Origin of the sequence: Nitrospira sp. (assembly GCA_024998565.1) — a bacterium.
Classification (GTDB): Bacteria; Nitrospirota; Nitrospiria; order Nitrospirales; family Nitrospiraceae; genus Nitrospira_A.
In genome coordinates this window covers 90014-115737 of record JACOEM010000012.1, presented here as the reverse complement: position 1 = coordinate 115737, position 25724 = coordinate 90014, and the positions used below count along the sequence as shown (strand labels likewise).

The window sequence follows — 25724 nt, the reverse complement described above, 5'->3', positions numbered from 1 at the left end:
GAGAACGGTGGCGACGCATCATTTCCGCCTGAGCGGAGCGGTCGGCGCAAGGCCGGCGCCCGTCTCTATGCCGGCTGGAGACTGCGCGGGGTCTTCGGACAGGAGACCATCAGTCTCGCCTCCCCGCTCCTGGCTCAACGATGTGCCGGCCGGGCAGTAGGTGGGAAGGATGGCGCAGAGAAGCGCCAGTACCTTCGACACATGCCCCTCCGCAGCAGACTCCTCCAGTCTGGCCACGAGCCCGGACAACTGAGCGAAATTACGCGCAAGGTCCGGCCGGATGCAGAGGACTTTCTGAACCGTAGTCGACTCCACCGTTTCGTGACCGGCGACCAGTTCCTCCGTCAGTTTCTCGCCCGGCCTGCAACCGAGATAGGTCAAGGCAATGTCTTTGTCGGGAACCAATCCGGACAGACGAATCAGATTGCGCGCCATCTCCACCACGCTGATCTGCTCGCCCATCTCCAACACGAAGAGTTCCCCTCCCCTGGCCAACCGTGCGGCCTGGAGCACCAGATGCACGGCCTCGGTCATCAGCATGAAATAGCGGCGCATATTGGGGTCCGTAATCGTCACCGGCCCCCCCGCTTTGATCTGCTCCAGAAAGAGCGGGACCACACTACCATTGCTGCCCAACACATTCCCGAATCGCACGGTGGCGAATACCGTCCGGGACGTTCGGGCCAATCGCTGCACCAGCAGTTCCGCAACCCCCTTGCTTGCCCCCATCACACTGACCGGATTCACCGCCTTGTCGGTCGAGATCAGGATGAAACGGTCGACTTCATGCCGATGGGCGGCCTCCGCGACCACCCTGGTCCCGCCGACATTGTTCAAGACCGCCTCGCAGGGATTTCCCTCCATGAGCGGCACATGCTTATGCGCAGCGGCATGAAACACCAGCGTGGGGCGATACTCGGCAAACAACCGGTTCATCTGACCGACCTCGGTGACGTCGCCGATTACCGGAGCCACGAACGTCTTACCGGCCGCCACTAACTCGTTCACAACGGCAAACAGCCCGTTCTCATAACGGTCCAGCAACACTAAGGATGCAGGAGCCAGCCCGGCGACCTGCCGGCATAATTCCGCGCCGATCGACCCTCCGGCTCCGGTCACCAACACCCGCTCCCCCTGCACCAATGCGCGAAGCGGTTCAGGATCCAGATCGACCGGAACCCGGTCCAGGAGGTCCTCGATGGACAGATTCCGAATCTGGCTGACCTCCACCCGGCATTGCAACAGATCCCGTAAGTTCGGCAGGGTTTGAATGGGGAGATGGAACGGCTCCAGCACCTTCACCACCGCCCGAATCGCGGCAGGCTTGGCACTGGGCATCGCCACGAGCACCACGTCGGGAGCCTGTCGGGCGATGATGTGAGAGAGGCAATCCCGGTCTCCCAGGACTCTCACCCCATGAATGCGGTGCCCGACTTTCGCCGGATTGTCGTCAACGAACCCGATCGGACGATAGCCGTAGGAAGGATGATTGCGCATTTCCCGCACAATCATGGCTCCGGCATCCCCGGCGCCGACAATCAGCACCCGCTTCCGGTCGGTCCGAAACCAACCCGCTTCCCGTATCAGCCGGGGAAGCACTCGCAACCCGGCCAGCAGGCACCACAGCAGCAAGGCGTCGATGACAAAAATGGAGGATGGATAGGCTCGCGTACCCAGCCCGAATCGCACCACCCCGGCAAAAGCCAACGAGCTGACGGCGATACTCAGCGCAAGATTACGGAGGTCCCACAGACCGGTGTACCGCCAGATGCCGTCATAGAGCCGGAAGGGGTAGAAGGTGAACGCCCTGATGATCAGCAGCAGCGGAAGCATCGCCACGAGCAGGTCCCATTCCTGCGCAGGAATGTTTCCATCGAAGCGAAGCAGAAATGCCACCCAGTTCGAAAGCGCAGCCAGTCCCAAGTGGCCTACAAACAGCAACAGGCGCCGCTGAACCGCGGAGAAGACTGTGGGAAACAGGATCGGCATGACTCAGTCCGAACAAGAGGAGCTCCTGAGGGCCATTGCCTCAAGCCATACTCACGAACATACCCCGTCTCCAATCGCCGAATCCAGCCCTAGGATAAGACCCAGGCCCTGAGACGCCGGAGGGACTCGGGTTTGAATGGGAATGTCGCAAAGCGGAATCGAGACTATCAGGACGGACGAGCGACCATGAACAGGACCTTATAGTCGTCCACCGGTCGATCGCAGAGAATTGACCGAGGGGGGACATAGACGGCCATCCCCTCCTCCACGCAACTCGGGAAAGGAACGAGCTGACCGAAAAACAGGCGTTTCAGCCACTGCTTCCCTGCCATCGTGTCCGGAATCAGGCGCAATGTGACCGCGACGCGCTTCAGCCAGGAGAGACAGATGGCCCTCCCCGACGTCTTCGCCGTCGAAAACGCACCGAAGCTCTCCGCCCGAAACCCGGCATCCTGAAGTAGAACGGACAATTGACGCGCCGAATAGTAGCGACGACTGTGGGGGCTGGGATTAAAATCCACCCATTCCGGGTTCACCGTGCAGAGAAGCAGGACACCCTGAGGGGTCAACACCCGGCGGCACTCTTGCAGGAAGAACAGAACACGATCGATGTAATACATCGCCTCATAACACACGATCACATCTCTAGTTGCGCTGCCAAGCGGCAACGCCTCGGCCTCCAGACGCAACAAGGACACCGTATGGGGCGAGAGATGCCGGGCTTTGTGGATCAGCTCCGCCGTGACATCGCCGCCGACCGCATGCCCGGCCTGTTGAGCAAGATATCTCAAGCCAATGCCTTCACCGCACGCCACCTCCAACAGCCGCTTCCCCTGAGTGAATTCCTTGGCAAAGCGATAGCGGGTATACAGCATCGACAAGGCCTCTTGCGTCACCCGGTCTCCGGCTTTTTCGGTTACCGCGCTGTAGTCGAGAGCGCTCACGTCTGCGTGGAGAAAAACGATTGGAGGCAGGCAACGGTTGTAGCGACATGATCGTCTGTGGTCTCCGCACTCATCGGCAACGACAGGACCTCCCGGCAGAGCGCCGCGGTTTCGGGCAGGGACGGAGTGGCCAGGCCCAAGCCCCGGTGCTCCCACATCGGTTTCGCCCAATGGACCAGCGTTTCGATGCCCTGCTCTTTGAGGTAGGCCCGCAGCCGGTCGCGGACATCCGTACAAATCACGTAATTCTGATAGATGTCATGATGGCGAGTCTGATCGAAATGCGGCAAGCGTAATTCGCTGATCCCGGAAAGCCCCTGTCGATACAGTTCTGCAATCCGCCTCCGGTGAGCGATCCATTCAAGCAGATGGCGCAACTTCACATCCAGAACCGCAGCCTGCACATTATCCAGGAGTGCGGTCTGGCCATGGTAGTGATACTCGCCCGTTTCACGATCTTCACCGTTATAGCGCAAGCGTGTAGCCATGCGCGCAAGGTCCGGATCGTTCGTCGTGATCGCTCCGCCATCGCCGAATCCCCCGAGCACCTTGAAGGGATAGAAACTGAAGCAACCGGCACGCCCCTGACTTCCGGCGCGGCGACCGTCGTACGTGGCGCCGAGGGCCTGGGCCGCATCCTCGACCACGGCCAGTCCATGCCTGTCGGCAATCGCCAGAATTCTGTCCATCTCGCACACCCGGCCGTTGAGATGAACCGGCAGGAGGGCTTTGGTTTTCGGGGTGATCGCGCGTTCGATCAGACCGGCGTCCATGTTGTGATCGAGCCCCACGTCGATCAACACCGGGTGCGCCCCGCAATGCACGATGGCGGAGACCGTCGCCACGAACGTATGGGCCACGGTGATGACCTCATCGCCTGGCCCGACGCCTGCACCGAGCAGAGCAAACAGTAGCGCATGATAGCCGCTGTTGACGCCGACGGCATAGTTCACGCCCACGAATTCGGCCAGATGCTGCTCGAAATCCTTGAGCTGGTGCCGGTTCACCAGATCGCCGTTCGCCAGACACCCCGTGATCGCGTCGTCGATCTCCGGCTTGAGTTTCCCGTAGTGACTGCGCGGATCGATGAACGGAACCTTATACGCCATACGGATTCACCTGCATCCTAGAGGAGGACTTTTTCGACACTCGCCACGATATCCTCGGCGCCGACATAATAGGCCCGTTCGAGCGCGGCAGAGGTGGGGGCGGGAACATCCGGGAGGCAGACGCGGCCGATGGGGGCCTTCAACGCATGAAACATGTCGCCGGCAACCGCCGCCGCGATGTCCGCCGCGATCCCCCCGCTCATCCATGCCGCATCGGCGATGACCAGTCGTCCGGTTTTTCCCACGGAGGAATAGACGAGGTCACGATCCCAGGGCTTAATCGTCCGCAAATCGATCAACTCCACGTCGATGCCTCGCTGCGCCAGCGTGTCCGAGGCCTTGAGCGCCTCAGACGCCATGTACGACGTCGCAACGACCGTCACCTCTTTACCGTTGCGGCGGATCGCGGCCGACCCGATCGGCACCTCGTACAGCCCTTCCGGCACGTCGCCTTCCGATTCATACAACCAGCGATCGTCCAGGTAGAGGACTGGATTTCCATCGCGTACGGCCGCAACCAGCAGCCCCTTGGCGTCGTAGGGAGTGGCAGGCATGACGACCTTCAAGCCCGGAATATGCGCAAACAGCGCCTGCAATGATTGCGAATGCTGTGCGCCCTGCTCGCCGCCGCGGTTGACGACCGATCGAATGACAATCGGCACACTCACCTGCCCGCCGAACAGATACGACCAGTTGGCCGCCTGATTCACGATCGGATCGACGGCCAGGAGCATGAAGTCCATCCGTGCATGAAATACGATCGGACGCATACCGACGATCGCCGCCCCGATCGCCGCGCCGGTCGTCGCATTTTCGGACACCGGGCAGTCGAACACCCGCTCACGGCCGAATTCCTTGTCCAGGTCGAGCAGGCTCTTGCCCGCATACCAGGGATTCCAGACCCCCTGCCCGCAGACAAACACCCGCGGATCATGCCGCAAGAGTTCCGCATGAGCTTCTCGTATCGCTTGCGCATAGCTACACTGGCGCATAGGGCAGCTAAGTTCTCCGTGGCGCATAGACATGCCTGAACAGATCGCTGTCGTCGGGCAGAGGCGATTCGCGGGCAAATGTCACGGCCGCCTCGATTTCGCTCCGGACGGCAGGCTCCAGTGCGTCCAATTCGTTCGCCGACTGGCCCTCTTCGATCAACCGCCGTCTCAACCGTAGAATGGGATCCTTGGGCATCCATTCATCCAACTCGCTCCGGCGGCGCGCTCCGACTTCCAGGTCCCAGGCCGGGCCGACATGACCGCGCCACCGGTAGGTCCGACATTCCAAAAGACAGGGCCCCGCGCCGGCCCTCGCCTGCCCCACGGCCTGTCTCGTGCCATCGAGCACTGCCAGGACATCGTTCCCATCCAGACGCACACCAGGCATGCCCGCGGCATCGGCGGCCTGGACGATGTTGTCCTTCAGACGACGAGCCGAGAGGGGCATATGCGTGGAGTAAAAATTATTCTCACACACGAATAGCACAGGGAGACGATAAAGCGCAGCCAGATTCAGGGACTCGTGAAAATGCCCCTCCTCCGTCGCACCGTCGCCGAAAAAGGCTACGGCCACGTGCGGCTCGTGGCGAAGCTTGGACGCCAGCCCGGCACCCACCGCTAACGGAATAGTCGCCCCGACCAGCGGGACCGTCCCGTACAACCCCTGCGCGGGAGCCACGAGATGCATGGACCCCCCTCGTCCCTTCGAGCAGCCGGTCACTCGGCCGAATACCTCCGCCATCATCTCCGGCAAGTCTCCACCCTTCGCCAGATAATGGCCATGCGACCGATGCCCACCCCACACCGTATCTTGCCGGCTCAAGGCCGCGCAGACGCCGGCAGCGATCGCTTCCTGCCCGATGGAGAGATGGCACGGAGTCTTGATCTCTCCCGCAGAGACTAATTCCCCGATCCGCTCCTCAACGAGCCGGATCAGCAGCATCGTTCGCAACAGAGATCGACCGTCCGCTGCGGCCTTACTGACTTGCATGGTTGCCTCCACCCGACTACCCTTTCTCCGGCACGAACATGGCCTCCTGTGACCGTTTCCTACCAACCAGCGCGAGCAGCGTATGAAAAAGAATGTGCAGATCCGTCCGAAAGCTGCGCCGACGCACGTACTCCAGTTGCAGGCGGATCTTCACCGGGCGGATCGTTTCCAGGTATGTCTTTTCAGGATCGGGGCTTCCCTGCAGCAGGGCCCCTTCATCGATATTCCACAAGCTCGCCCAGTCCGTCAACCCCGGCCGCACCGCCAGAATGGCGCACTCCTCTTCAGTGTAAAAATCAACATACTGTTGTACCTCCGGTCGGGGGCCCACCAGGCTCATATCTCCCGTGCATACATTGAACAACTGCGGCAATTCATCCAGCTTATACCGTCGCAACCAACGGCCGATGGGGGTCACCCGTGGATCGTCGGCAGGCGTCGAGGGACCACCGAGCACATCGGCCCGTTCCAGCATTGTCCTGAATTTGCACATGCGAAACGGTCTCCCCCCCAGACCCACACGAGGGCCGCGATACAACACCGCGCCGCCATCGCCGAGCTTGACGAGCACGGCCAGCGCCAGCAGCAGCGGGCTCAGCAACAGCAGAGCACAAGCGGCCACCACAAGATCGAAGAGGCGCTTCATGACCTAGGCATCTCCATTAGCCGCATGAACGTCAGCGCTCGACCGCAGATGCGCCTCCGGCGCCGGCGAACCCCAGCTTTCTCCAGAACCGGGGCAGACCGATCAACCGCACGAGCCCCCACTGAGACCCCAGCCCATACCCCAGATGCAGTGCCGCAAAGACGAACGGCATCAGGAAGAGGCGGGAGAAGGACTTGCTGATCCAAGCCACATGAACGGAAGCCGCCACGTTCACCATGCCATACACCCCAAGGATCGCGCCACTCACCCAACACCAGGGTCGTGAGACGACACCCACAGCGGCCGTCGCCAGCAGGGCCGTCACAAAGAATAACGGGATGAGATGACGACAGGAGACCGGCACGCCGTCAGCATAGGCGAAGGGCAACATGGCCCACAGGCCGTTGTTCCAATTCTGTCGCCAGAACGCAGCGATGGTGGAACGAGCATAATATTCACTGGCCACGTCAGGCACCAGCAACATGCGGCCGCCCGTCTTCCGCAAACGGAGACTGAACTCCATATCCTGCCCGCGGATCAGTTCCTCATTAAACGGACCTTGGCGATCGATCGATGCGGGCGCGAGGGGCACAACTCTGCTGGCACAACTACCCTCCGGTGCCGAAACACGCGCGAACACCTCTCTACGATAACAGCCGCAAAACACCGTATCGACCCACGTCGCTTCGGACACGTGAATGCGGAAATATGAGTTCCCCACTCCGAACGGATGGCTCAACGCGGCAGCAATCGCCTGCCCGACCGGAGAATCCACTGCGGGGACGGTCCGCATCAGGCCGCAGGCCACATCGGCATGATGCTCGTACAGCGCCTCGACGCACCGCCGGATATAGCCCCGCTCCAGGCGCGCATGCGCATCCACACGAATGACCACGTCCCCCTGCGCCTCGCGTACACCGAGATTGAGGGCTTTGGGCGTGGTCCGGCCGGGGTTATCGATCACCCGGACACAGGCATGGCGTTGTGCATACGCCTCCAGCACGGCACGAGTTCCATCTTCGCTCCTGCCGTCGACGACCAGCACGCCGAGGCGATCGACAGGATATCCGTTGCTCAGAATCGACGTCAGGCAGCGTTCGATAAAGACCGCCTCGTTCCGACACGGAACCAGCACCGTCACAAACGGAAGCCTGTCTGCCGGATTCATTTCCATCTACTCCGTAGGCGCCGGCGAGACGGACGTCGGCACGGGGGCAAACAGGCGGGCAAAAAGACCGCTTCCATAAGAAGCGATTGTTACGACGAGCATCGGCACCAACAGCCCCTCGATCACCAGTCCCTTATACCCTTCAAGTCCCGCTCGAATCAGCGGAGGAATGTAGGCGACAAACCCCCACGGAGCCAGGACCGCAAGTGCATACCGCCATCGCCCCCCTCGAGCCCGCGTGTCCTCCGCACAGAGATACGCATTAAAACACCGGCCCCAGATCCATCCCCACAACACCGCACCGAGCAGCAGTCCCGGCAGGCCGAAATTCAGGTACCAGCCGGTCGCATGGTGAATGCTGAAGCCCTGCTCACCCACGCCTTCAACAATCCCGACGCTCGAGGCATAGTGCGAATAAATATCCCCGGGCCTTTCCGGCCAGAGAACCCGGGGCACGACCGAACACAACAGCGACGTCAAGCTCGAACCATAGGTCAACGGCGAATGAAAATACAGCGCCCCGTAAAGTGAGAGGTGGGCGCCGAACGCTTCGTTGCTCGCATGGATTTCCGGCACCCACTGCACTGCCTCCCACCAGTCGATTCCTTCCCAGAGGCCGATGAGCGGAAAGGCTCTCAAAAAATCCACGAGTGCGATGCCGATAAACATCAATCCGACGCCGACTCCCACAATACCCCACTTCACCGTTCTGGCATTCGCGAGATAGAAAAAGCCGCCGAGGATCAGTGCCGAAAAGAGTTCGTTCTTGTTCCCAAGCGCCGTCACATAGAGGAACATGCCGCCCAACAGAAGACTATACCCTGCGCCGGTGACAAACGTAGCGTTGCCGGCCAACCAGCGTCCCTGACGACCGGTGAACCAGACTGCAATTCCGATTGAGAGAGAAAACAGTGCCACCCGATTGAGCACTTGATGCAGGGTAAACAAGGGCACCATTTCCCCCAGCCCGCCGCGCGTCACGGAATATCCCGACTTGCCCAGCAGCACGGCAGTCGCCAGCTGATCCTTCACGATGAGAAAGCTGGATCCGGCCGCGAGCGCGGCGATGACGAGGAGGACCGTATGCGAAATCCACAAGGCTTCCGAAGCCTGGCCCTTATGGGGACGATCCGACCTGACCACCGCCAGAAGCGTCAACTCAATCACCAGGACAAACAGGGCATAGAGCAGCAACGTCCAGAGATACTCCCCGTTCAACTCCACCGGAAAGACTTTGCGATACAGATAGTGATGCTGTTGTTGGCTGTTGGCGCCCAGCCCGTCGGCGACGATAGACCAGCCGCCGTGGAGCGACCAAAAATACAGAAACGCGATGCCCAGAGGAAACGACAGGCTGCCCGTTCTTGCATAGAGCAAGGCGGCGAGACCCGCGATCCCTGCCGTTGAGGCGGCGAGCACAAAATAAAATTCCATCCGGCAGGTCCTCTACGCGGGCGAAATCAGGTTTTGTGCCTGAAGACCTTGCTGAGTCGACGCGGCACGCACCGGCTCCAGGCGTCGACGCTTTGTGACGAGCCACCGATCGATCACCAGATATTCGAGGCCGGAACGCAGCAGCACCCCCACCGCATCGCACGCCCCGGCAACGATAGGGAAGCCATGAAGGTTGAACGACGTATTGAGCAACACGTGCCGACCCGTCCTCCGCCCGAAGGCCTCGATGAGCGCGTGGAAAGACGGATTGAGATCCTTCCATACCGTCTGCACCCTCGCCGTATGATCCGCCGGATGGACGGCCGCGATCAAGTCTTCACGGCACCCGGTGGTCTCGAAGGCATGCATCATGTATGGACTGACCCGCGGCTTGGGCAGCGACGACGGAATATGGATATACCGCTCAGCCTGTTCTCCTAAAACCGCCGGTGCAAAGGGCATCCAAAAGTCCCGCTGTTTGATCATACGGTTGATGACATTCACCACGACCGGATTGCCGGGATCTGCAAGGATGGAGCGATTCCCGAGCGCTCTTGCACCGAATTCCATCCGTCCGGAGCAACGAGCCACAATGTGGCCCTGAGCCAGCAGTTCGGCCGTGCGCGCCTCCGGATCATCGAGTTCCTGAAACTCCACCGCATCGCCATACCTAGCTCGCGCTTCCGCCAGGTCCGCACCTGCCTCAGGTCCGACATAAATATTGTCGAAGCGAATATCGTCCAGCGCTCCGCCCCGGCGCAGATGACATTGCCACACGGCGCCGAACGGCAGCGTTTCGTCGCCACAGGACGGAAACACATCAAAATACTCGACTGAGGGCAGTTCGGCGATCCGATGATTGGCCTTCACATTCATAAACACTCCACCCGCCGCCAGCACCTTGTGCACCCCGGTCCGTTCCATGGCGGCAGCCACCCATCGGCACATCAGATCCTCGGTAAAGAGTTGCACTCCTGCGGCCACGAGGTCGAACCGCACCGCTCGAAGCTCATCCATCAGCCGGGGCAGAATGGCGCTCGTCCGCTCGGGTGTCTTTCGACGGAAATACAAAGGATTGTCGGGATCGAGATCCAAGTACCGGGCGAACACCTTCGCCACCTTCCCACCCTGCTCCCCCTCCGCATAGGGAGCCAGGCCCATCACTTTGTACTCATGCTCATGGGGGCGCATGCCAAGCAGGTACGTCACCGACGCATAGATGTTCCCCAGCGAATGGCCGGTGGGTGTTGAGGCCAGCAATCGCAACTCCCCATGCTGAGCCAGATACACCCGAGCGCAGGCGTCATCGCCGCCGCCGTCCAGACTCAACACCAGATGGGCGTCCTCCCAGTTTTTGCGGAGCGCGTAATAGGCCGCCGCGGCATGGTTCGAATGGTGGTGAAACCGGCTGACCGGAATGCTATCGAGGCCGCACTGCGCCAATTGTCGTTCAATCGCGGGATGACTTCTCGCCGTCCGCCGCGAGACTTGCCGCCCCCGTCCCAGTTCCTCTATCGAAGCCGGCAGGAGGCCCGCACATCTGGAGGCGGCGCCGGACCAGTCACCCCCGAGTACGAGTTCCTTCCAGGAGCGTGAGTTCCGTGCGTAATACCGGAGCAAGTCTTCACGAGTTTCCTTCACAGGGCTGTTGAGATTGCTGAGACACACATGATCGAGGCATCGAGCATTCAGGCCATAGGCTTTCACGCACGCCATTACCGCCTGAAAGGGAAACCCGATGGCTCCCTTCTCCCGAGTCACCCGTTCTTCTTGCAGGGCGAAGACCACTCGTCCGTCCCGGCACAGCACAACGGAGGCGTCGATGCCTTCATTGATGCCCAGAATCAGCATGCCGCCCTCTCCGGCCCCAGCACTGCACGATAGAGATCGACCGTTTTCCCGACTATGTAATCCTGCGCGATGGGAGCGGTCCACGCACAGCCGTTGGAGCGCACAGGACGGGCCAGCATCTCGGCCAATTCCTTCCCTAGCGCCCGCGGATTCCGTTCGACGATTCTGGACGGAACGACACCGGCCAGGCGTTCCCGGACATCACCGACATCGACCGACACGACCGGCAGATTACAGGCCAACGCCTCCTGGACGATCGTTGGGGACCCCTCCCAATCGCTGGTCAGCAGCAGGCAATCGGCGGCGTTCAACATGGTTGCGACTGTCGACTGCGGTACACGTCCATCCAATGTCACAAACCTGATCGGGCCACATGCCTTCACTGCTTCGTTCACCGCCACCTGCGCCAGATCCAACCGCTTCACCGCCGGTGAGAGCCCCGCATTGAACAACACGACGCGATCCTGCTCCGACCACCCGAGTTCCTGTCGAGCGTCAGACTGGGATCGGGGGACAAAGAGATTCGTGTCCACCCCGGACGGCAAGACAACCGCGCGGTCTCTCGCCCACCATAACCGGCGCGCCAGACCTTCGCTGACACAAATGATCCGAGCCGCCTTGCGGGCGGCATACTGGGACAGCCAGCGGCGCAGCGCGGACCGGATCCACGGATCGCTCGGAGCGGGATTAAGATCGCTCCCGCGAAAGGTGATCACCAGCGGCACCGTCGTGATCAGGCTCGCGAAAAACGCCGTCATAGTTCCATACTGCGCATGCACGAGATCCGGGCGGAAGGAATCCATCAGGCCACGCACTCTTGCGGACTCCCGGCGCAAACTGCGCAGATCCGTCCGGGATGCCAGACAAAACGTCTCCGCCGCCACACCGGCCTCCCGCATCGCCTCGACCTGTTTCTTCGCAAAAATCATCGCCGAACCCTCGGCTTCGCCCGGAAACAGGTAGAGCACCCGAATGGGGCGGCCTTGCAAGGGTGCCGAGTCCCTCTGCCGATCCTCGGACGACACGGCCATTCCGACCATATCCCACATGCACCCTCGATTCACGGCCCAACCGAGCGAAAGGTCTCACGATAGACCTTCGACTGTCGCACCGCCCGCGCAAAGACCTCATGCCCGGTGGCATTCCAATGATTGTCGTCGGGAAACTCGAACCTGAGCTGCCGCTGTTTGTAATCCGCGATGAAGGCCGGCTGCATGTCGATCACCTCGAAACCCTGCTGCCTGGCGCGATCGATGAGATGCATTCGCATCACGGCCGCATAGGCATCCCCAACAGACGCCAGCCGATCAGTATCGTAGAGTTCAGGCCGGATCCCATCAACGGCCAACGCAATGCGACCGGCTGGCAATCCCGACATGTCCGGCAGATGCTGAAGAAACGCCTCGATCGCCCGGTCGGAATCGGCAACCCTGGCCGGCGAAGCCTCCGCCGCGGTATTTCCGACGAACCGCGGCCGGCTGATGACCGACTGTCCCGGACGATAGGCCCATCGCTTCCACACTTCCCGAATTTCCAGATTCACATACAAATACATCCCGAGTGAAGACCCTGCCCAAAAATCCCGCCACCAGGGCACGGGCCGGTCGATGCGCATCAGCTCGAGCCGCCCGTCCGGCGACTCCGCAAAGTAATGCAACCCCGGCTCGCTCTTATATTTGCGCAGACTTTCATCGAAATCGTTGCCGATGATCACCACCGTCAACCCATCGGGGCGGAATGTGTCCCTGACATACTGCGCGTAGGCCAGATACTGGCTCAGGGAGGACCCCGACGTCCCGAATCCATACACACGTCCGGCGGAACCCACGGTACCGGCAAGCCTGGCCACCCCCGTCTGGGGAAACGGAACCATGACGGCCTCCACAAAACTATCTCCGATGACGGCCAATAGCGGCGTTTTGGCCGACGGGTCGTACTCCTGATCGCTCACAAACCCATAATTGTTGGTTCTCACTCGATTGACGATCGAAAAGTTCCAACCCCGCGAATACACCGATTCCCGATGAGGGGTAAAACGGAACACGGGATTCTGCTCATCCACGGAGAGGCCCCGAAGTCCCTCGTTGACCGGAAGCCACCGACAGATGACTTCCAGCAACAGTGCCGCCACGACCAGGGACACGAGCATGGACGCGAGCGCCAATACCACCCGCCGCTTGCCTCGTCGCGGCGATTGCACGCTTGTCATAGGCGCTCTCCGCCCATCGGTGAATATCGATAAGTCATGACCGTGGCAGCGGGGTCGCAACGATGCGAAGCCCCGCCACTCCTTCCGTTAGCGGAGACGATTTGACGGTTCGCCGGACACAATGCGCCCGACGGGCCCGGAGGAGCGTTCACGAAGCCGCGGCAACATTCGACGGTAGAAGGCCGTGGCCAGGAGCAGGCCGGTCAGCGCGTACTGAAGACTGATCGCCACGGCAATGCCCAGCAGCCCGCCCGCCAGAAACCCGAGGGCCTTCAAGGCGAGGCCCCCGAGACTGGCCACGACCTCGACCCTGGCGGGAATGCTTGTTTCGCCTTCGGCATAAAACGCATTGCCCAGCAGATGATTCACTCCCCCGCACAACAGCCCTCCGGCGCAGGCGAAGAAGGTCATCCGGAGAGTCGATATCTCCTGACTTGTCATTCCTCCCTGTCCCGGGTCTCCGCCGAACCATAATCCGATACTCTGCCCGAAAATTGCCACTGTCGACAGACCGACGAAGGCGAGCGCGCTGAGGCCTGCCACCCCGACCAGCCTGGCTCGACAGACCACCACAAATTCCTCCCAAGCGCCAGCCTGCGCCAGTTTCGCCAGAGTCGGCACGACCGGCGTGACAAATCCCTGATTGAAGATGCGGACGACCGCAGCCAGTACCCGCCAGATCAACTCAAGCATCACCAGGCTGCCTGCGCCCAGGAAGGACGTCAGAAACCGATCCGCGACGAATCCGGTCCGGACAAAGGCCGCGCTCAACACCAGCGGTCGCATGCGCCCCCCCACCTCGCGTAGGCACCCGACCGCGCCGGGAAACGAACCAGGCACCCATGCTCCCAGTGCCTTCAACAACAGGAGCGCCGGCCCGCTGAGCACGAAGACCTGCACCCAGGCCGCAAGCCTCACGCCACCACTCGACAGCGCCATGACTAAGACCCACCACCCAAGCAGCGAACAGAGGAGGAGCGCGCCGGCTGTCCAGATGAACCGGTCCCTGGCCTGGTAGAACGCAGACAACAGCGTGAAACAGGCCACCCCGATGAGCGCAGTCAGTTGGATTCGTGTCAGATCGACGGTGAGGTGCCTGGTCGCTTCCGAAAATCCGGGAACCATCACAGCCACCAGATACGGCGCCGCGTAGTACAGTACCAGCGTCACAAGGCCAGCGAGTGTCCCGATTCCCAGGAACAACGGCCAGGCCAACCGCCGTCGTTCATCCTCGAGACGAGCGGACAGCAGCGGCACCAGCACACACGACAGCGGGTCCATCACGACGACCGACAACAGCTGTAGCAACGTCGTCCCTGCGTATAACGCGTCGGTATCAGGCCCCGCCCCCAAGTGGGCGACCGTATACCACTGGATGCCGAACGAGGACAGCAGTTGTGCGGCGGTCAGCAGGGACAGCCCCATTCCCAGCCCTAGAGCGTTATGCCCCATACGGCAAATTCCTCTCCAGCGGTCCATCACCGGATCTCCACCGGCGATCGGCAGTTCGTAGCCCATATCACGCCATCGCCGAAATCAAGTCAAGGTATCGCAGTCCGGGTCGCTTCCGCGTTGACGGATCATACCGGGCCCACTTATGATCCGCTCCCATTGTGCTGCAGGTAAGTCTCTTCACATGGCGTGCTCTCACGCTGGTCGTCATTTGCACGCCTCTGTTGCTGCTCCACGCCCGCATGGCCTCAGCAGACAGTCCGGCATTGTCCGCCTCCGCCTCTCACGATCTGGACCTCCGACTCGAAACGACCACGTATGTGCTCAACCTTGAAAAACAGGGGCTGGAAGACAACACCTTCACCAACGGACTGGGGCGCGACACCACACTCATCGGCAACTTACTGAATGTGTATGTACGCAAACGCCTGTTCGCATCCATGGACCTGGACCTCGGCCTGTTCGCCAACATGCCGTTCGGCCACGACACGGAAGTCTCACAGGTCCGGCCGATTATCCGTCTGCAATACCAGCCGACAGAGGAGGTCTCCGCCCTGCTCGGCACCCTGGCGGGCCCGCACCGGGACTTTCACGATGCGGTCTTCGACAACGCCAACCGGTTTGTGCGGCCCCTCGAACAGGGCGCACAAGTCCTGGTGAATTCGCGGTATTACCGACAGGACCTGTTCATCAATTGGGAGCAGGCGTTTCGCGGCTCCGCAACCAACCGGTATGATGTCGGATATGCTGGGCAGCTGCGCGCTGGCCCCTTCCGTTTCAACGGCCAGGCCCATTGGGGCCACAACGGCCAGGCCCTCCTGAAACTGGACCGGTCGTTCAACACCGCAGAGAATCTGGTCACAGCCGCAGGACCTGAGCTGGTGCTCGAACCCTCCACCTATTTTCCCGCCCTGGCTTGGTGGAACCAGCTTAGCATTCGCGCCACCTACCTGACCTCTTTCAATGAGTCGCTGGGCAACCAGCCGGCAGTCCGCGGGCGTGGCTATGAACTGAGCGTCTGGCTGGATCTGGCCGGGTGGCGGCCCTCGGTGTCATTCTGGCGAGGGCGCCAGTTCCTCAGTCAGCAGGGCGACCCGGAATATGCGGCGAGCAATTTCCCTGAATTTGGTCTGTCAAAAATCATCCCGCTCGGCCAGTCCGCGTCGATCGAGTTCGGCGTGCAGGCCCGCCGGATCAGGGCCTTCTTCACGGAAGACGGCATCACATATCAGAACCGTGACACGTTCAAGTGGGTCAGCCAGCAATATCTAGTCTTCAATTGGAATTGGGATACCACGGACGGGCAATTTGTGCGCGATCTCTTCTCCGCCGGGGACACTCCCTCGAGCGAACCGAAACCGACACATTCGCCGTCTCGATTTACGGCCAAGTTCGATGCTCTAACCTATGTGTATAACATCGGCTATTCGGGCTTTCGGGAAATCGGAGGACGACCGGTCTCAAATAGCACCCTCGCCGGCCAATACCTCGCGCCGGTGCTCCGATACAGTCCTGCGCCCGGATTGAACCTAGACGCCGGTGTCTTTGCAGGGTTGCCCGTCGGGGACACCCAACGATTCCACACGGTGCAGCCGATCCTGTCGGCGGAGTATGAACTCTGGCCGGCAGTGTCGGTGATTGCCGGCACGATCAAGCGCAACCATCCCTTCGTGGATGCGCTGTTCAACGACGCCTCCCTGTTTTCACGCCCTCTCGAACAGGGCTTCCAGCTCCTGGTGAACCGGGAACATTACCAGCAGGATCTGTTCATCAACTGGAACCAGATCGAGACATTTCAAAAGGCGGAGCGATTCGACGTGGGATACACAGGGCGCGCGAGCGCCGGATTCTTTTCCTTGAACGGCCAGGTCTACTGGACACACAGCGGCGGGGCCCAGTACTCGGAGTCCCGGACGTTTTTCGGAGCCGGCCTGCCGAGGGACCGGCCCGCCTCGAACAATTTCCTGACGGCCGTCGGACCGCAATTGACGTTCCAGCCCAATCGCTATTCGTCCGCCCTGTCGTGGTTTCGCGAAATCGATGTGATGGCGCTGTATCTCACCAGCCAGCACGAACCAACGCAGGGCGGAGCACCGATCGTTCGCGGTCGGGGCTATCAACTGACGGCCGGTGTGGATCTGGACGGCTGGAGGCCCTACGTCACGATCTGGCGAGGCGAGCATTTCGTGAATGAACAGGGCGACCCCGCCTACTTCGCAGGAAACTTCACGGAGTTCGGATTGTTGCGTGATGTTCTGCTGCCGGCCGGATTCTCCTTGCGGGTCGGCGGGTTCGGACGGGTGATCGAACACCGCATGACCCATACCGAGTACGCCCTATTGAACTGGTCCTGGGATCAATCGCCGTGGCGCGGGTTCTGCCTGCGGCCGACATTACTGCATCGAAGCGAATCGCCCTGCAGTCGGGATTAAGACACACTTCTCTCTTGCCACCCCGCATCAAGCCCGTTAGAGTAGCCTTCAGCGAAAGATACCGGATAGTCGTTCAGTTGGAGGCGCTATGTTCCGCAGATGGATCGGTACTGTGTTGGGAATTGTTGTCATGTGCGCGCCGGTGCTCGTCCATGCCGAAAACTATGCCGCCTTTGCGGTCGGACCGAATGTAGCAACCCTGGACACCACGGACGCCGGAAAACTCGACCTCAATACCAATCTGGCCTTCGGCGCGAAATACGGGCATTACTTTGATGACCGTGGATTCAACTGGTTCGGGCTCGAGGTCGACGTCTATCGCTCTCAGTCGAACGTCAAAGCCCAAACGCCCCCACGGCAAGGCACCAATCTGCTTCTCTCGGGGCCGATTCCGGGGAGCGATTTCCTGGTTCACTCCCTTGCGTTTAATGCGCTGGTTCGCGTGACCGGCTATCAGTACAAAGTCGAGCCCTACGCCGGGCTCGGGCTCGGCCTCAATCTGGGGAATATTTCGGACGGAAACTTCCGACCGGAAGCGTCGTTTGCTCCCAGTTTCAACGTGTTGGCAGGCATCAAATATTACCTCACCGCAAAAGTCGCCCCGTTCATCGAATACAAATATAACTTCGCGCACTTCTCCTTCGATCGAACCAACGTCACGGCCGACTACCGCGCCAACCTCTTCATGTTCGGCGTCGCCTACCATTTCGATCGGTAGACAGGCCGGGCCCTGGAATCCCGTCTATTGAAGGGGTATCCTGGGTCCCCAGCCGTCGTCGGCACCCCTGTACCCACACACGCGCCGGGCAACGAGCGTCATGACCAACATCCCGAACGCCTGCTATCTTTCGCTGGACGTGGAAGACTATACACACGCCACTATGCTCGACATGGGACTCCGGCCGCGGACGAATCCGGACCAAACCTGGAGAGGGCTCCGCCGGATTCTCTCGGTGCTCCGTCAAGCCGGCGGTCGTCCCAACATGACGCTGTTCACCACTGGCCAGATTGCGCGGGATCAGCCCGATCTCATCCGTGAAATGAGCCGGCTCGGCCATGAGATCGCCTGCCATGGCGATCAGCATGAAAATGTCTGTTCGTTGAGCCGGACGGAGTTCGCAGAGAATGTCCGTCGCGCCAAGGATGCACTCGAAGACGCCTGCGGACAACGGGTGATTGGATTCAGAGCGCCGAATTTTTCCCTCGACGAACGGTCTCCCTGGGCCTATGCCGTTTTGTCGGAGGCGGGGTTCCTGTACGACTCCAGTCTTGTCATGGGAGGCCCCCGCGTCTCGCGCGAGCCCTATGACGTCTTCCAGCTGTCAGGGGCCCGGCTGTACGAGTTTCCGCTGTATCGCTATCCCGTTGTCGGCACTCGTGGCATCCGAGTCATCGGCGGGACCTACTTTCGATGGTTGCCGTTGTCGGCCATCATCGCGTTAATGCGCCAGGCCCTCAGGCTCGGGTACATGCCGTTGGTCTACCTGCATGCTGCGGATGCGGACGATCAACCCAGCCCCGTGACCTGGAAAGACATGCGGGGACTGTCCTATCTGTCGCGCAGCCGCTGGATCATCCGTCAAAAGCAATGGATGCTGGGCACAGAGGCCGTCGCAGACAAGCTGCTCGCGCTGCTCAAGCTCTTTCCTCACCTTGGACCGATGAGCACGACACTGCCGATGCACCACAATTCCCGATTGAACGCATCCGACTAGACCCTGCGCGCCACTCATTCCCTAAATCACCATGTACATTCTCGGATTAGCCACCATGGGCGAGAGCGCCGCAGCCCTCATGAAAGACGGTGTGCTTGTCGCGGCTGTTGAGGAGGAGCGCTTCACGCGCGTGAAGCACGAAGGATGTTTTCCCCTGCGTGCCATCACCTCCTGCCTGAATCGAGCCGGCATCAGCCTGGCAGAGGTCGCACATATCGGCGTCTATTGGCAGCCGCTTCGCATGGGGGTCCGCACCAAAGCGGTTTTGAAAACAGCCCTCACGCGCCCCTCCGCGTTTTTTGGAAAGATGGGGCGAGCTCTGCAGGAATTCACGCCGGCGGGCGGCGGACAAGCGGCGGCGAGTCAGGGCAGCTGGGGCGAATTATTTCTGGTTCGCTCCCTCCTCAGAAAACACTTCGGGGCCTTCAAAGCCCGTCTTCATTACCTGGATCATCATCGCTGCCATCTGGCCAGCGCCTTCTTCGCCTCGCCGTTCGAAGAGGCGACGCTCCTGGTCTTCGATGGTGCGGGGGAAGACGTGTCCACGACCCTGGCCGTCGGAGCCGGAACCGACATCCGCGTCCTGCGCTCGATCCCCTGGCCGCATTCACTCGGCCATTTCTATTCAGCCATGACGGGATTTCTGGGATTCACCATGCTGGACGGCGAGTACAAAATGATGGGGTTGGCCCCTTACGGCAGCCCGGACTATCTGCGCTTCATCCGGCAGAACATTTTACTCACCGACGCGCCCGGTTCCTATCGGCTCAACGGGGATCTGCTCGACTACCATGCGGCGCTCAAGAAACAATTTCACCCGAAGCTCCTGGAGGCATTCGGCAGCCCCAGACTGAGCGACGATGCCCCGTTTACCGAACGGCATGAACAGATTGCCGCGAGTGCCCAGGCCGCATTCGAGGAAGTGGTCGGCGACCTGGCCTCCTGGGCGTTCCAGCAGGGCGGAAAGCGAACCAACGTGGCAATCGCCGGCGGCTGCGGCCTCAATTGCTCCGCCAATGGGAAACTGCTTCGCGACGGACCGTTTACCCGCATGTACGTACCCCCGGCTCCTCATGACGCTGGCTGCGCGGTCGGCGCAGCACTGCTCCTGTACCATGAGCGATTGGGAAAACCGCGACAGTTCGAGATGACCCACGCCTATTATGGTCCGGCATATGGGGAGCAGGATATCGGCCTGGCCCTGCGCGCACAGGGTATCGAAGCCCTGCCGATCGCTGACGAGGAGGCCCTGCTCCAACGTGCCGTTCAGGCTCTCTGCTCAGGCCATATCCTCGCCTGGTTTCAGGGCCCGATGGAGTTCGGTCCGCGCGCACTGGGGTCCCGATCGTTCCTGGCCGATCCGCGCCATGACTCCATTCGCGACACCATCAACGGGAAAATTAAGAAGCGTGAATTGTTTCGCCCTTTCGCTCCTTCGGTCAAAGAAGAGGCGGTGTCGGAGTATTTTGTTCTGTCGCAGCCAAGCCCGTTCATGACCCTCGCCGTGCCGGTTAAGGATCATCAGCGTGCGCGCATTCCTGCCGTCACGCACATCGACGGGTCGGCCAGAGTTCAGACCGTGAATCGAGCAAGCAATCCGCGCTACTGGAATCTCCTCGACCACTTCGAAAAGGAGACCGGCATTCCGGTTCTCTTGAATACATCCTTCAATATCCAGGAGCCGATCGTCTGCACGCCCGAACAGGCACTGGCAACATTTGTGCGCAGCGGCGTGGATGCCCTGGTGATCGGCAATTACTTTATCGATCGCGCCATGCTTCCGGCATGAACCTGCTCCCCCCGCAGCCAACGAAACCCGTTGCCTCAGCCGCCCCCGGCGACGTATGCCGGACCACCCTTTGCTTTTCTTGAGGGGAAAGCTTACGGTAAGAGTTACACTCCGTGTGTGTGATTCCCTGTCGTTTGCTTGCGGCCTGCCACCGCCGACAACGCTCGAAAGGCGGCCATCCGTGCTGACGTGTTCACACACAATCCCGGGCTACTCCGGTGCTGCAACTGTCCTGTCGTCATCCTCTCGAATTCAGCCACCGTTGCATCGAGTCTTTCCTTAGAGACCACCGGGCAATCTGAGCCAGGCATCCTCGCCAGGCGGGACTCAGCCTGCAAGTCCGTCACATCGAATGTTGGGACTCGCCGGGCTGGACGGAGAGGCGAGCCGGCGATCACCCGACAGAACCAATGACATGCACACAAGCTGTCGATCCGGTTACTACCTGGAGGTATTGTATGAATGGAAGAAACGTTGCGCACAGTTCACTCTGGGTACTGCTCATCAGCGGCTTCTTTGGTTGTGCCGGTGCGGGGCCGTTTGTCACGCTGCCGAGCAGCGCTTTTTTTGAGACCGATGTAAAAGAGCGAGAGGCATTGCAGGTGGTGAGCCGAACCCAGGAAGCGCGGCGGGCGAATTGCCAGCAGAACGCCAGCTGTGAAGAGGTGACGTACCTCAGGGGCCTGGTCGCGTTATTTGAGAACCGCGAGGATGCGATCCACGCCTTCCAAGAATTGCGCACCACCGTGCCGAACGGCCGCTATGCCGCCTCCAGCACTCGCTGGCTCACCCTGCTGCAAGGCGGTCAGCCCGCATCCGTCAGGCACGAGCCGCTGTTCATGCAACTGAGACAGGAGATTCTCCATGGCCTGCTGGATCCGGACACCCTTGCCGCAAGTCGGAAACTAAAAGAACAAGAACGGCGAATTGCCGAGGTGAGCCGCTGAACGCCGGTATCAGCACGGGCTGCCGGCAGGCAGAAACAGAATGAACGAGAAGGTGATGACTAGGTTATCCCGGCACCAAGAACAATCGTAAAGGCTCCGGGTCGAGCAAGCTCTGTTTGGAAGCGCCGGGCGGGTTCGAACCGCGGCATCGCAGTAAGAGATTGGATGACGCCGCAGTTAATTCAGACATTCACGTACTTCGCCCAGCGCCAGCCTTCCCGGCCTCCACGTTCCCTGAATCAGGTCCCTCACCGGACGATCGAAACGCTTGGCAGGACTTAAGATAATCGAGGATGCTCGACTTCGAGACCTTCAAGGCCTGGAAGGCGTGTCGGATCAAGGTATGTGCCCCCTCGACCTCGGGCAGGATAACTTCCGTCGCTCCCACCTCCTTCAGGTCCTCAGCCTCCCTAAAGCCATGCGCTCGGGCGAGAAGGGGAATTTTTTCGTTCAGCCCCCGAAATCGTCGAACGGTAAGCGACGTCTCGTGAATGACCGGAAGCGCCACGATCACCAACGCCGCATGTTGGGCACCGGCCGCTTTCAACAGCTCAGTTTGCGAGGCATCCCCGTAGACGCAGGAAATTCCGCGTCGGCGCAACTGTCGAACGATGTCCGGGTCGCGCTCAATCACGGTGTACGGAAGCTCAAAATGATCGAGGGCGAGTCCCACCGCACTGCCCATGCGACCGAACCCACACAGCACCACATGCCCGGCTTGCTCGTCAGAAATCCCGCCTTGAATGGGCAAGGACACTCGTCCCATTTTAAAATGTAATGCAGCGATCCACCCAGGCGCATACCGAACGAGGGGCGCGTTGAGGAGAATGCTCAGCAGCGAAGCGGCCAGGGTGGCATTATACACATCCTCGCTCACATGTCCCGCCGTTTTAGCGACCTGAACCAACACGAAAGAAAATTCGCCAATCTGCGTGAGACCGACGCCCACGAGCAGGGCGGTGCCCCAAGCATAACGAAACAGCCTCACGACCAGCGTCCAAATGACGAATTTCCCCACGATAATCAATCCGAGCATGAGGCCGAGCAACGGGAGATTGGCCCACACCACGCGCGGATCGATGAGGACACCGATCGTCACAAAAAACAGAGCCACGAAAGCGTCACGGAGCGACAGGAGGCGGGCTAAGGTTTCGTGACCATATTCTGAGCCGCTGATGATCAATCCTGCCAGAAACGCGCCGAGCGCCAGGGACAACCCCGCCATCTGTGTGACGGCTGCCGTGCCGATTCCTATAGACAACGCTACCAGCAGAAAGAGTTCGGCATTTTGTGTCTTCGCAATGCGTGTCAACAACGGAGGAATGGCTTTCGCCGCGAGATAGGCGAAGGGAACCAGGATGAGGACCGCGAGCCACAAGGCCTTTCCAATCGTGGCAAAGCGGCCTGGTTCCAGAGCACCGAGCGCCGGAAGCAGGACGGTGAGCACAACCACCGCCAGATCTTCCACGAGTGTGATCCCGATCATCACCCGGCCATGCTTGGCACGCAAATCTCCACTGTCCAGCAGCAAGCGCGCCAGAACCATCGTGCTCGCCACGGACACCACCGACCCGATCACCACGCTTTGAATCCAACTCCATCCCACAACATGGCTCAGACCGACAGCGAGGAGAATGGAGAGGAAAATGCCGAGTGGCCCTCCCAGCAGGGCGACCCACCGAACTCGTAACAAATCATTTAAGGAAAATTCGATCCCGATGCAGAACATCAAGAGGATCACGCCAATCTCGGCGAACAATTCGAAACTATGGACATCCGAAATAGAGGGACCAGGGGTAAAGGGGCCGATCAGAATGCCGCCGAAGACATAGCCCAGAATCAACGGTTGACGAAGCAGATAGGCGGAGGCCCCGCCTAGGACCGCAGCGATAAAGACATACGCGAGATCTCGAAAAAAAATAGGTTCAGGGGCCATGAGTCCTCTCAGGTAGAAGGTCGTCTGCTATGCTGCAGACTAGCATGAACCAACGCTGGTTGCCGCGATAAGTAAAATGCTAAAGGACTGTTTGATAAGGACGCACGCATTGCATGTTCGGCGGGTGTCGGCTACTAGCGGTGTGTATGGCGAAGGTTCCCCCGTTTTATTTTCCTACAGTGCAGTTTTGCAGCTTGCCCGATGGCCGTAAGACAGATGATGATCAACAGCGATCGACAGAAAAGAATAATCAAGAAGCGTAATAGCTTAACAACTTTTCCTTGTGCCCATTTGCCACCGAAGCGGATTCCCAACCGCGAGCAAAACCGGGACCAGGGTTTGTACGCCGACGTAACTGTTTCGAAAGGCAGAACACCTCAACGGCCTGTCTCCGAATCGGACGCCACCGGTTCAAATGTCTAGAAGTATTTCCTATCATTCAGCATCCGCTTAGTGCCGCTGAGTCAGGCCAGCATCGGAGCCTTCAATCTCAATGGAACTCATGTTTCTAGTGAGCCCAGCGGGAGGCCACGAATGGGGCTTCGCTTATTACCTTTTCGGCAACGGGTAACTCATGGCCGAAATCCTCCCAATTCCCGTTGCAATCTCTTCTCTTCTTTCTTCGAGACACTGTAGGCTGAATACCAGAATCCACACTGAAGCCGAGCGATCAATAGCAAATCGTCGAGTGAATAAGCTTCATTGCACTGGGCGTTGAAATAACGACAGATATCAATATGCCACTCTGTAGCACCTGCAGCGCGAATATCGCCCAATAGAGGCTCAAAGGTTTCAACCACATGCCTGATCCTGTCAATATTTGGAATTGAAGAAGGAACTTCATAGGATGCAGACCCATAGAGAACTGGTCGCCCGCGGTAACGTCCTCTGCGTCCGATAATGCCAGGGTCGTGTTGCTTAGTGAATTGGAACGGAACCCGACTAGGATGAAATTCTTCACCATAGATTTGGAATGATATACACCAGGGCATATACCCTCACGAGGTCAGAGCTGTTGCAATCAATACAATGTGATGTAGGAGGGGCGGTTGTCTCCGGCAGGCCTATCTAACCGATCACCGAGGCTACATATTCCAGCTAACCAAGGCCTAACCATGCCTACTGCAGGCTGTCCTCAATTGCCGAGCATCTCAAATGTAATGTATCTTCAAGGGTACAAACGGTCTGAACCGCCTCAGTCCGCAGGTTTCCTAACTTCTCCAACAAAATAAAAAGCTGAAGGTCGTGCACGTATGAAACTCATGATCCGATGATCAAGGTCCATTCTTTTCTCGGCCTCGTAAAACGCCTCGTCTAGATCGTCGAAGTCTGGCTCAATCGATTCTAACTGTTCGTTACGCGCCTGACGATCAAGCGAAGGCGATCCACCCAGCCGTTCCGTCGACCCTCTGAGGATATTGGCGAACTCGGGGAGCTCCAGCGCCTCGAACGCGTTCAAGGCGTCCTTCCACACTATTCCAGTTGAGTTGAAATAGAATTGATCGTGGCCGCCATTGTTGACTTCAATGCGGTACCACATCAAGGCGTAGACAAGGCGCTGGGGAATCGAAAATCCTGACAGACTTATTTCGTATTGCTCTGGCCCATCATAGATATTAGCTGACCACAAAACCGGCTCCATGACTTCCCACGGATCTCCGGCTGCGATGGTGCCATCGTCAACACAGACCTGAACAAATTCGTTGTTCACACCATTTCTCCCTCTGGTTAAGGCACATGTCACTAGCGGTGGCAGAGTGCTTAGTGGAAAGAAGAACCCGTCACAACTTGAACCAGCAATGGCAAAGATTGGATGGTATCTGCGGAATTCTTTATTCAAAAGCCCGCAGACGTAGGGGGCGTAGTTTTCGCCGCTACCGGAATGCTGTGCTCAGGTAAGAGATCTATGGTTGCGACAGGAGGTTTACGCGTCTAAGGATACCGTTTAAACCTATTCCTGCTGTGGTGACCAAGGCTTCGAGCGTTAGCCCTCGAAGAATGAAAAAGTATGTATGGCGTCCAAATTGCTCAACGGACTGTATCCGTGTCGGACGCTGAAATTTGAACTGCTGAGATCAGCCTAAGATCTTTGTCCAAGAAGCCTAGGATATAATTGCATG

Annotated in this window: 19 protein-coding genes; 5 read left to right on the top strand and 14 right to left on the bottom strand. The window is 59.6% G+C overall.

Going from position 1 to position 25724, the window contains the following annotated elements:
• Window positions 1-18 precede the first annotated feature (18 nt).
• The 12 genes from H8K11_17235 to H8K11_17180 form a co-directional block, all read right to left on the bottom strand.
• Window positions 19-1989: a polysaccharide biosynthesis protein gene (locus H8K11_17235; protein ID MCS6265495.1), complete on the bottom strand. Its 1971-nt coding sequence runs from the start codon at window positions 1987-1989 to the stop codon at window positions 19-21.
• 167 nt (window positions 1990-2156) lie between these two features.
• Complete coding sequence (locus tag H8K11_17230; GenBank protein ID MCS6265494.1) at window positions 2157-2933, bottom strand: class I SAM-dependent methyltransferase; 777 nt, start codon at window positions 2931-2933, stop codon at window positions 2157-2159.
• A complete protein-coding gene (locus tag H8K11_17225; GenBank protein MCS6265493.1) occupies window positions 2930-4042 on the bottom strand; it encodes a DegT/DnrJ/EryC1/StrS family aminotransferase in 1113 nt (370 codons plus the stop codon). Before H8K11_17225 ends, H8K11_17230 begins: the two co-directional genes overlap by 4 nt.
• A gap of 17 nt (window positions 4043-4059) precedes the next feature.
• The gene (locus H8K11_17220; protein ID MCS6265492.1) at window positions 4060-5034 is read right to left on the bottom strand and encodes an alpha-ketoacid dehydrogenase subunit beta; all 975 of its coding nucleotides are present in this window, start codon (window positions 5032-5034) and stop codon (window positions 4060-4062) included.
• 7 nt (window positions 5035-5041) lie between these two features.
• The gene (locus H8K11_17215) at window positions 5042-6025 is read right to left on the bottom strand and encodes a thiamine pyrophosphate-dependent dehydrogenase E1 component subunit alpha (protein ID MCS6265491.1); all 984 of its coding nucleotides are present in this window, start codon (window positions 6023-6025) and stop codon (window positions 5042-5044) included.
• Between the two features lie 16 nt (window positions 6026-6041).
• Window positions 6042-6671 carry a sugar transferase gene (locus H8K11_17210; protein MCS6265490.1) on the bottom strand — a complete coding sequence of 210 codons (630 nt, stop codon included), beginning with the start codon at window positions 6669-6671 and terminating at the stop codon, window positions 6042-6044.
• Between the two features lie 31 nt (window positions 6672-6702).
• A complete protein-coding gene (locus tag H8K11_17205; GenBank protein MCS6265489.1) occupies window positions 6703-7839 on the bottom strand; it encodes a glycosyltransferase family 2 protein in 1137 nt (378 codons plus the stop codon).
• Between the two features lie 6 nt (window positions 7840-7845).
• A complete protein-coding gene (locus tag H8K11_17200; GenBank protein ID MCS6265488.1) occupies window positions 7846-9273 on the bottom strand; it encodes a hypothetical protein in 1428 nt (475 codons plus the stop codon).
• A gap of 12 nt (window positions 9274-9285) precedes the next feature.
• A complete protein-coding gene (locus H8K11_17195; protein MCS6265487.1) occupies window positions 9286-11124 on the bottom strand; it encodes a hypothetical protein in 1839 nt (612 codons plus the stop codon).
• Window positions 11118-12173, bottom strand: coding sequence for a glycosyltransferase (locus H8K11_17190; GenBank protein MCS6265486.1), 1056 nt, complete (start codon window positions 12171-12173; stop codon window positions 11118-11120). Before H8K11_17190 ends, H8K11_17195 begins: the two co-directional genes overlap by 7 nt.
• Window positions 12174-12184: 11 nt before the next feature.
• Window positions 12185-13333 (bottom strand): hypothetical protein, encoded by a 1149-nt coding sequence (locus H8K11_17185; GenBank protein MCS6265485.1) that lies wholly within the window; start codon window positions 13331-13333, stop codon window positions 12185-12187.
• 87 nt (window positions 13334-13420) lie between these two features.
• Window positions 13421-14785 (bottom strand): hypothetical protein, encoded by a 1365-nt coding sequence (locus tag H8K11_17180; GenBank protein ID MCS6265484.1) that lies wholly within the window; start codon window positions 14783-14785, stop codon window positions 13421-13423.
• A gap of 161 nt (window positions 14786-14946) precedes the next feature.
• On the opposite strand from H8K11_17180, the gene H8K11_17175 reads away from it, so the two are divergent.
• The 5 genes from H8K11_17175 (at window position 14947) to H8K11_17155 (ending at window position 21668) form a co-directional block, all read left to right on the top strand.
• On the top strand, window positions 14947-17217 hold the full coding sequence (locus H8K11_17175) for a hypothetical protein (GenBank protein ID MCS6265483.1): 2271 nt from the start codon (window positions 14947-14949) through the stop codon (window positions 17215-17217).
• Between the two features lie 112 nt (window positions 17218-17329).
• Complete coding sequence (locus tag H8K11_17170; protein MCS6265482.1) at window positions 17330-17935, top strand: outer membrane beta-barrel protein; 606 nt, start codon at window positions 17330-17332, stop codon at window positions 17933-17935.
• Between the two features lie 100 nt (window positions 17936-18035).
• Window positions 18036-18932: a polysaccharide deacetylase family protein gene (locus H8K11_17165; protein MCS6265481.1), complete on the top strand. Its 897-nt coding sequence runs from the start codon at window positions 18036-18038 to the stop codon at window positions 18930-18932.
• A gap of 55 nt (window positions 18933-18987) precedes the next feature.
• Window positions 18988-20721: a carbamoyltransferase gene (locus tag H8K11_17160; GenBank protein MCS6265480.1), complete on the top strand. Its 1734-nt coding sequence runs from the start codon at window positions 18988-18990 to the stop codon at window positions 20719-20721.
• Between the two features lie 458 nt (window positions 20722-21179).
• Window positions 21180-21668, top strand: coding sequence for a hypothetical protein (locus tag H8K11_17155; protein ID MCS6265479.1), 489 nt, complete (start codon window positions 21180-21182; stop codon window positions 21666-21668).
• A gap of 190 nt (window positions 21669-21858) precedes the next feature.
• Here the strand turns inward: H8K11_17155 and H8K11_17150 are convergent, their stop codons facing one another.
• Together H8K11_17150 and H8K11_17145 are read right to left on the bottom strand one after the other, a co-directional pair.
• Window positions 21859-23604 carry a cation:proton antiporter gene (locus tag H8K11_17150; GenBank protein ID MCS6265478.1) on the bottom strand — a complete coding sequence of 582 codons (1746 nt, stop codon included), beginning with the start codon at window positions 23602-23604 and terminating at the stop codon, window positions 21859-21861.
• Window positions 23605-24799: 1195 nt separating this feature from the next.
• A complete protein-coding gene (locus tag H8K11_17145) occupies window positions 24800-25315 on the bottom strand; it encodes a DMP19 family protein (GenBank protein ID MCS6265477.1) in 516 nt (171 codons plus the stop codon).
• Between the last annotated feature and the right edge of the window lie 409 nt (window positions 25316-25724).

Excerpts from the sequence above, each read along its gene's own strand:
- H8K11_17150 (MCS6265478.1), bottom strand. The coding sequence starts at position 23,604 with ATGGCCCCTGAACCTATTTTTTTTCGAGATCTCGCGTATGTCTTTATC.
- H8K11_17225 (MCS6265493.1), bottom strand. The coding sequence starts at position 4,042 with ATGGCGTATAAGGTTCCGTTCATCGATCCGCGCAGTCACTACGGGAAA.
- H8K11_17235 (MCS6265495.1), bottom strand. The coding sequence starts at position 1,989 with ATGCCGATCCTGTTTCCCACAGTCTTCTCCGCGGTTCAGCGGCGCCTG.
- H8K11_17220 (MCS6265492.1), bottom strand. The coding sequence starts at position 5,034 with ATGCGCCAGTGTAGCTATGCGCAAGCGATACGAGAAGCTCATGCGGAA.
- H8K11_17215 (MCS6265491.1), bottom strand. The coding sequence starts at position 6,025 with ATGCAAGTCAGTAAGGCCGCAGCGGACGGTCGATCTCTGTTGCGAACG.
- H8K11_17180 (MCS6265484.1), bottom strand. The coding sequence starts at position 14,785 with ATGGGGCATAACGCTCTAGGGCTGGGAATGGGGCTGTCCCTGCTGACC.
- H8K11_17165 (MCS6265481.1), top strand. The coding sequence starts at position 18,036 with ATGACCAACATCCCGAACGCCTGCTATCTTTCGCTGGACGTGGAAGAC.
- H8K11_17205 (MCS6265489.1), bottom strand. The coding sequence starts at position 7,839 with ATGAATCCGGCAGACAGGCTTCCGTTTGTGACGGTGCTGGTTCCGTGT.
- H8K11_17160 (MCS6265480.1), top strand. The coding sequence starts at position 18,988 with ATGGGCGAGAGCGCCGCAGCCCTCATGAAAGACGGTGTGCTTGTCGCG.
- H8K11_17210 (MCS6265490.1), bottom strand. The coding sequence starts at position 6,671 with ATGAAGCGCCTCTTCGATCTTGTGGTGGCCGCTTGTGCTCTGCTGTTG.
- H8K11_17190 (MCS6265486.1), bottom strand. The coding sequence starts at position 12,173 with ATGTGGGATATGGTCGGAATGGCCGTGTCGTCCGAGGATCGGCAGAGG.
- H8K11_17200 (MCS6265488.1), bottom strand. The coding sequence starts at position 9,273 with ATGGAATTTTATTTTGTGCTCGCCGCCTCAACGGCAGGGATCGCGGGT.
- H8K11_17185 (MCS6265485.1), bottom strand. The coding sequence starts at position 13,333 with ATGACAAGCGTGCAATCGCCGCGACGAGGCAAGCGGCGGGTGGTATTG.
- H8K11_17195 (MCS6265487.1), bottom strand. The coding sequence starts at position 11,124 with ATGCTGATTCTGGGCATCAATGAAGGCATCGACGCCTCCGTTGTGCTG.
- H8K11_17155 (MCS6265479.1), top strand. The coding sequence starts at position 21,180 with ATGAATGGAAGAAACGTTGCGCACAGTTCACTCTGGGTACTGCTCATC.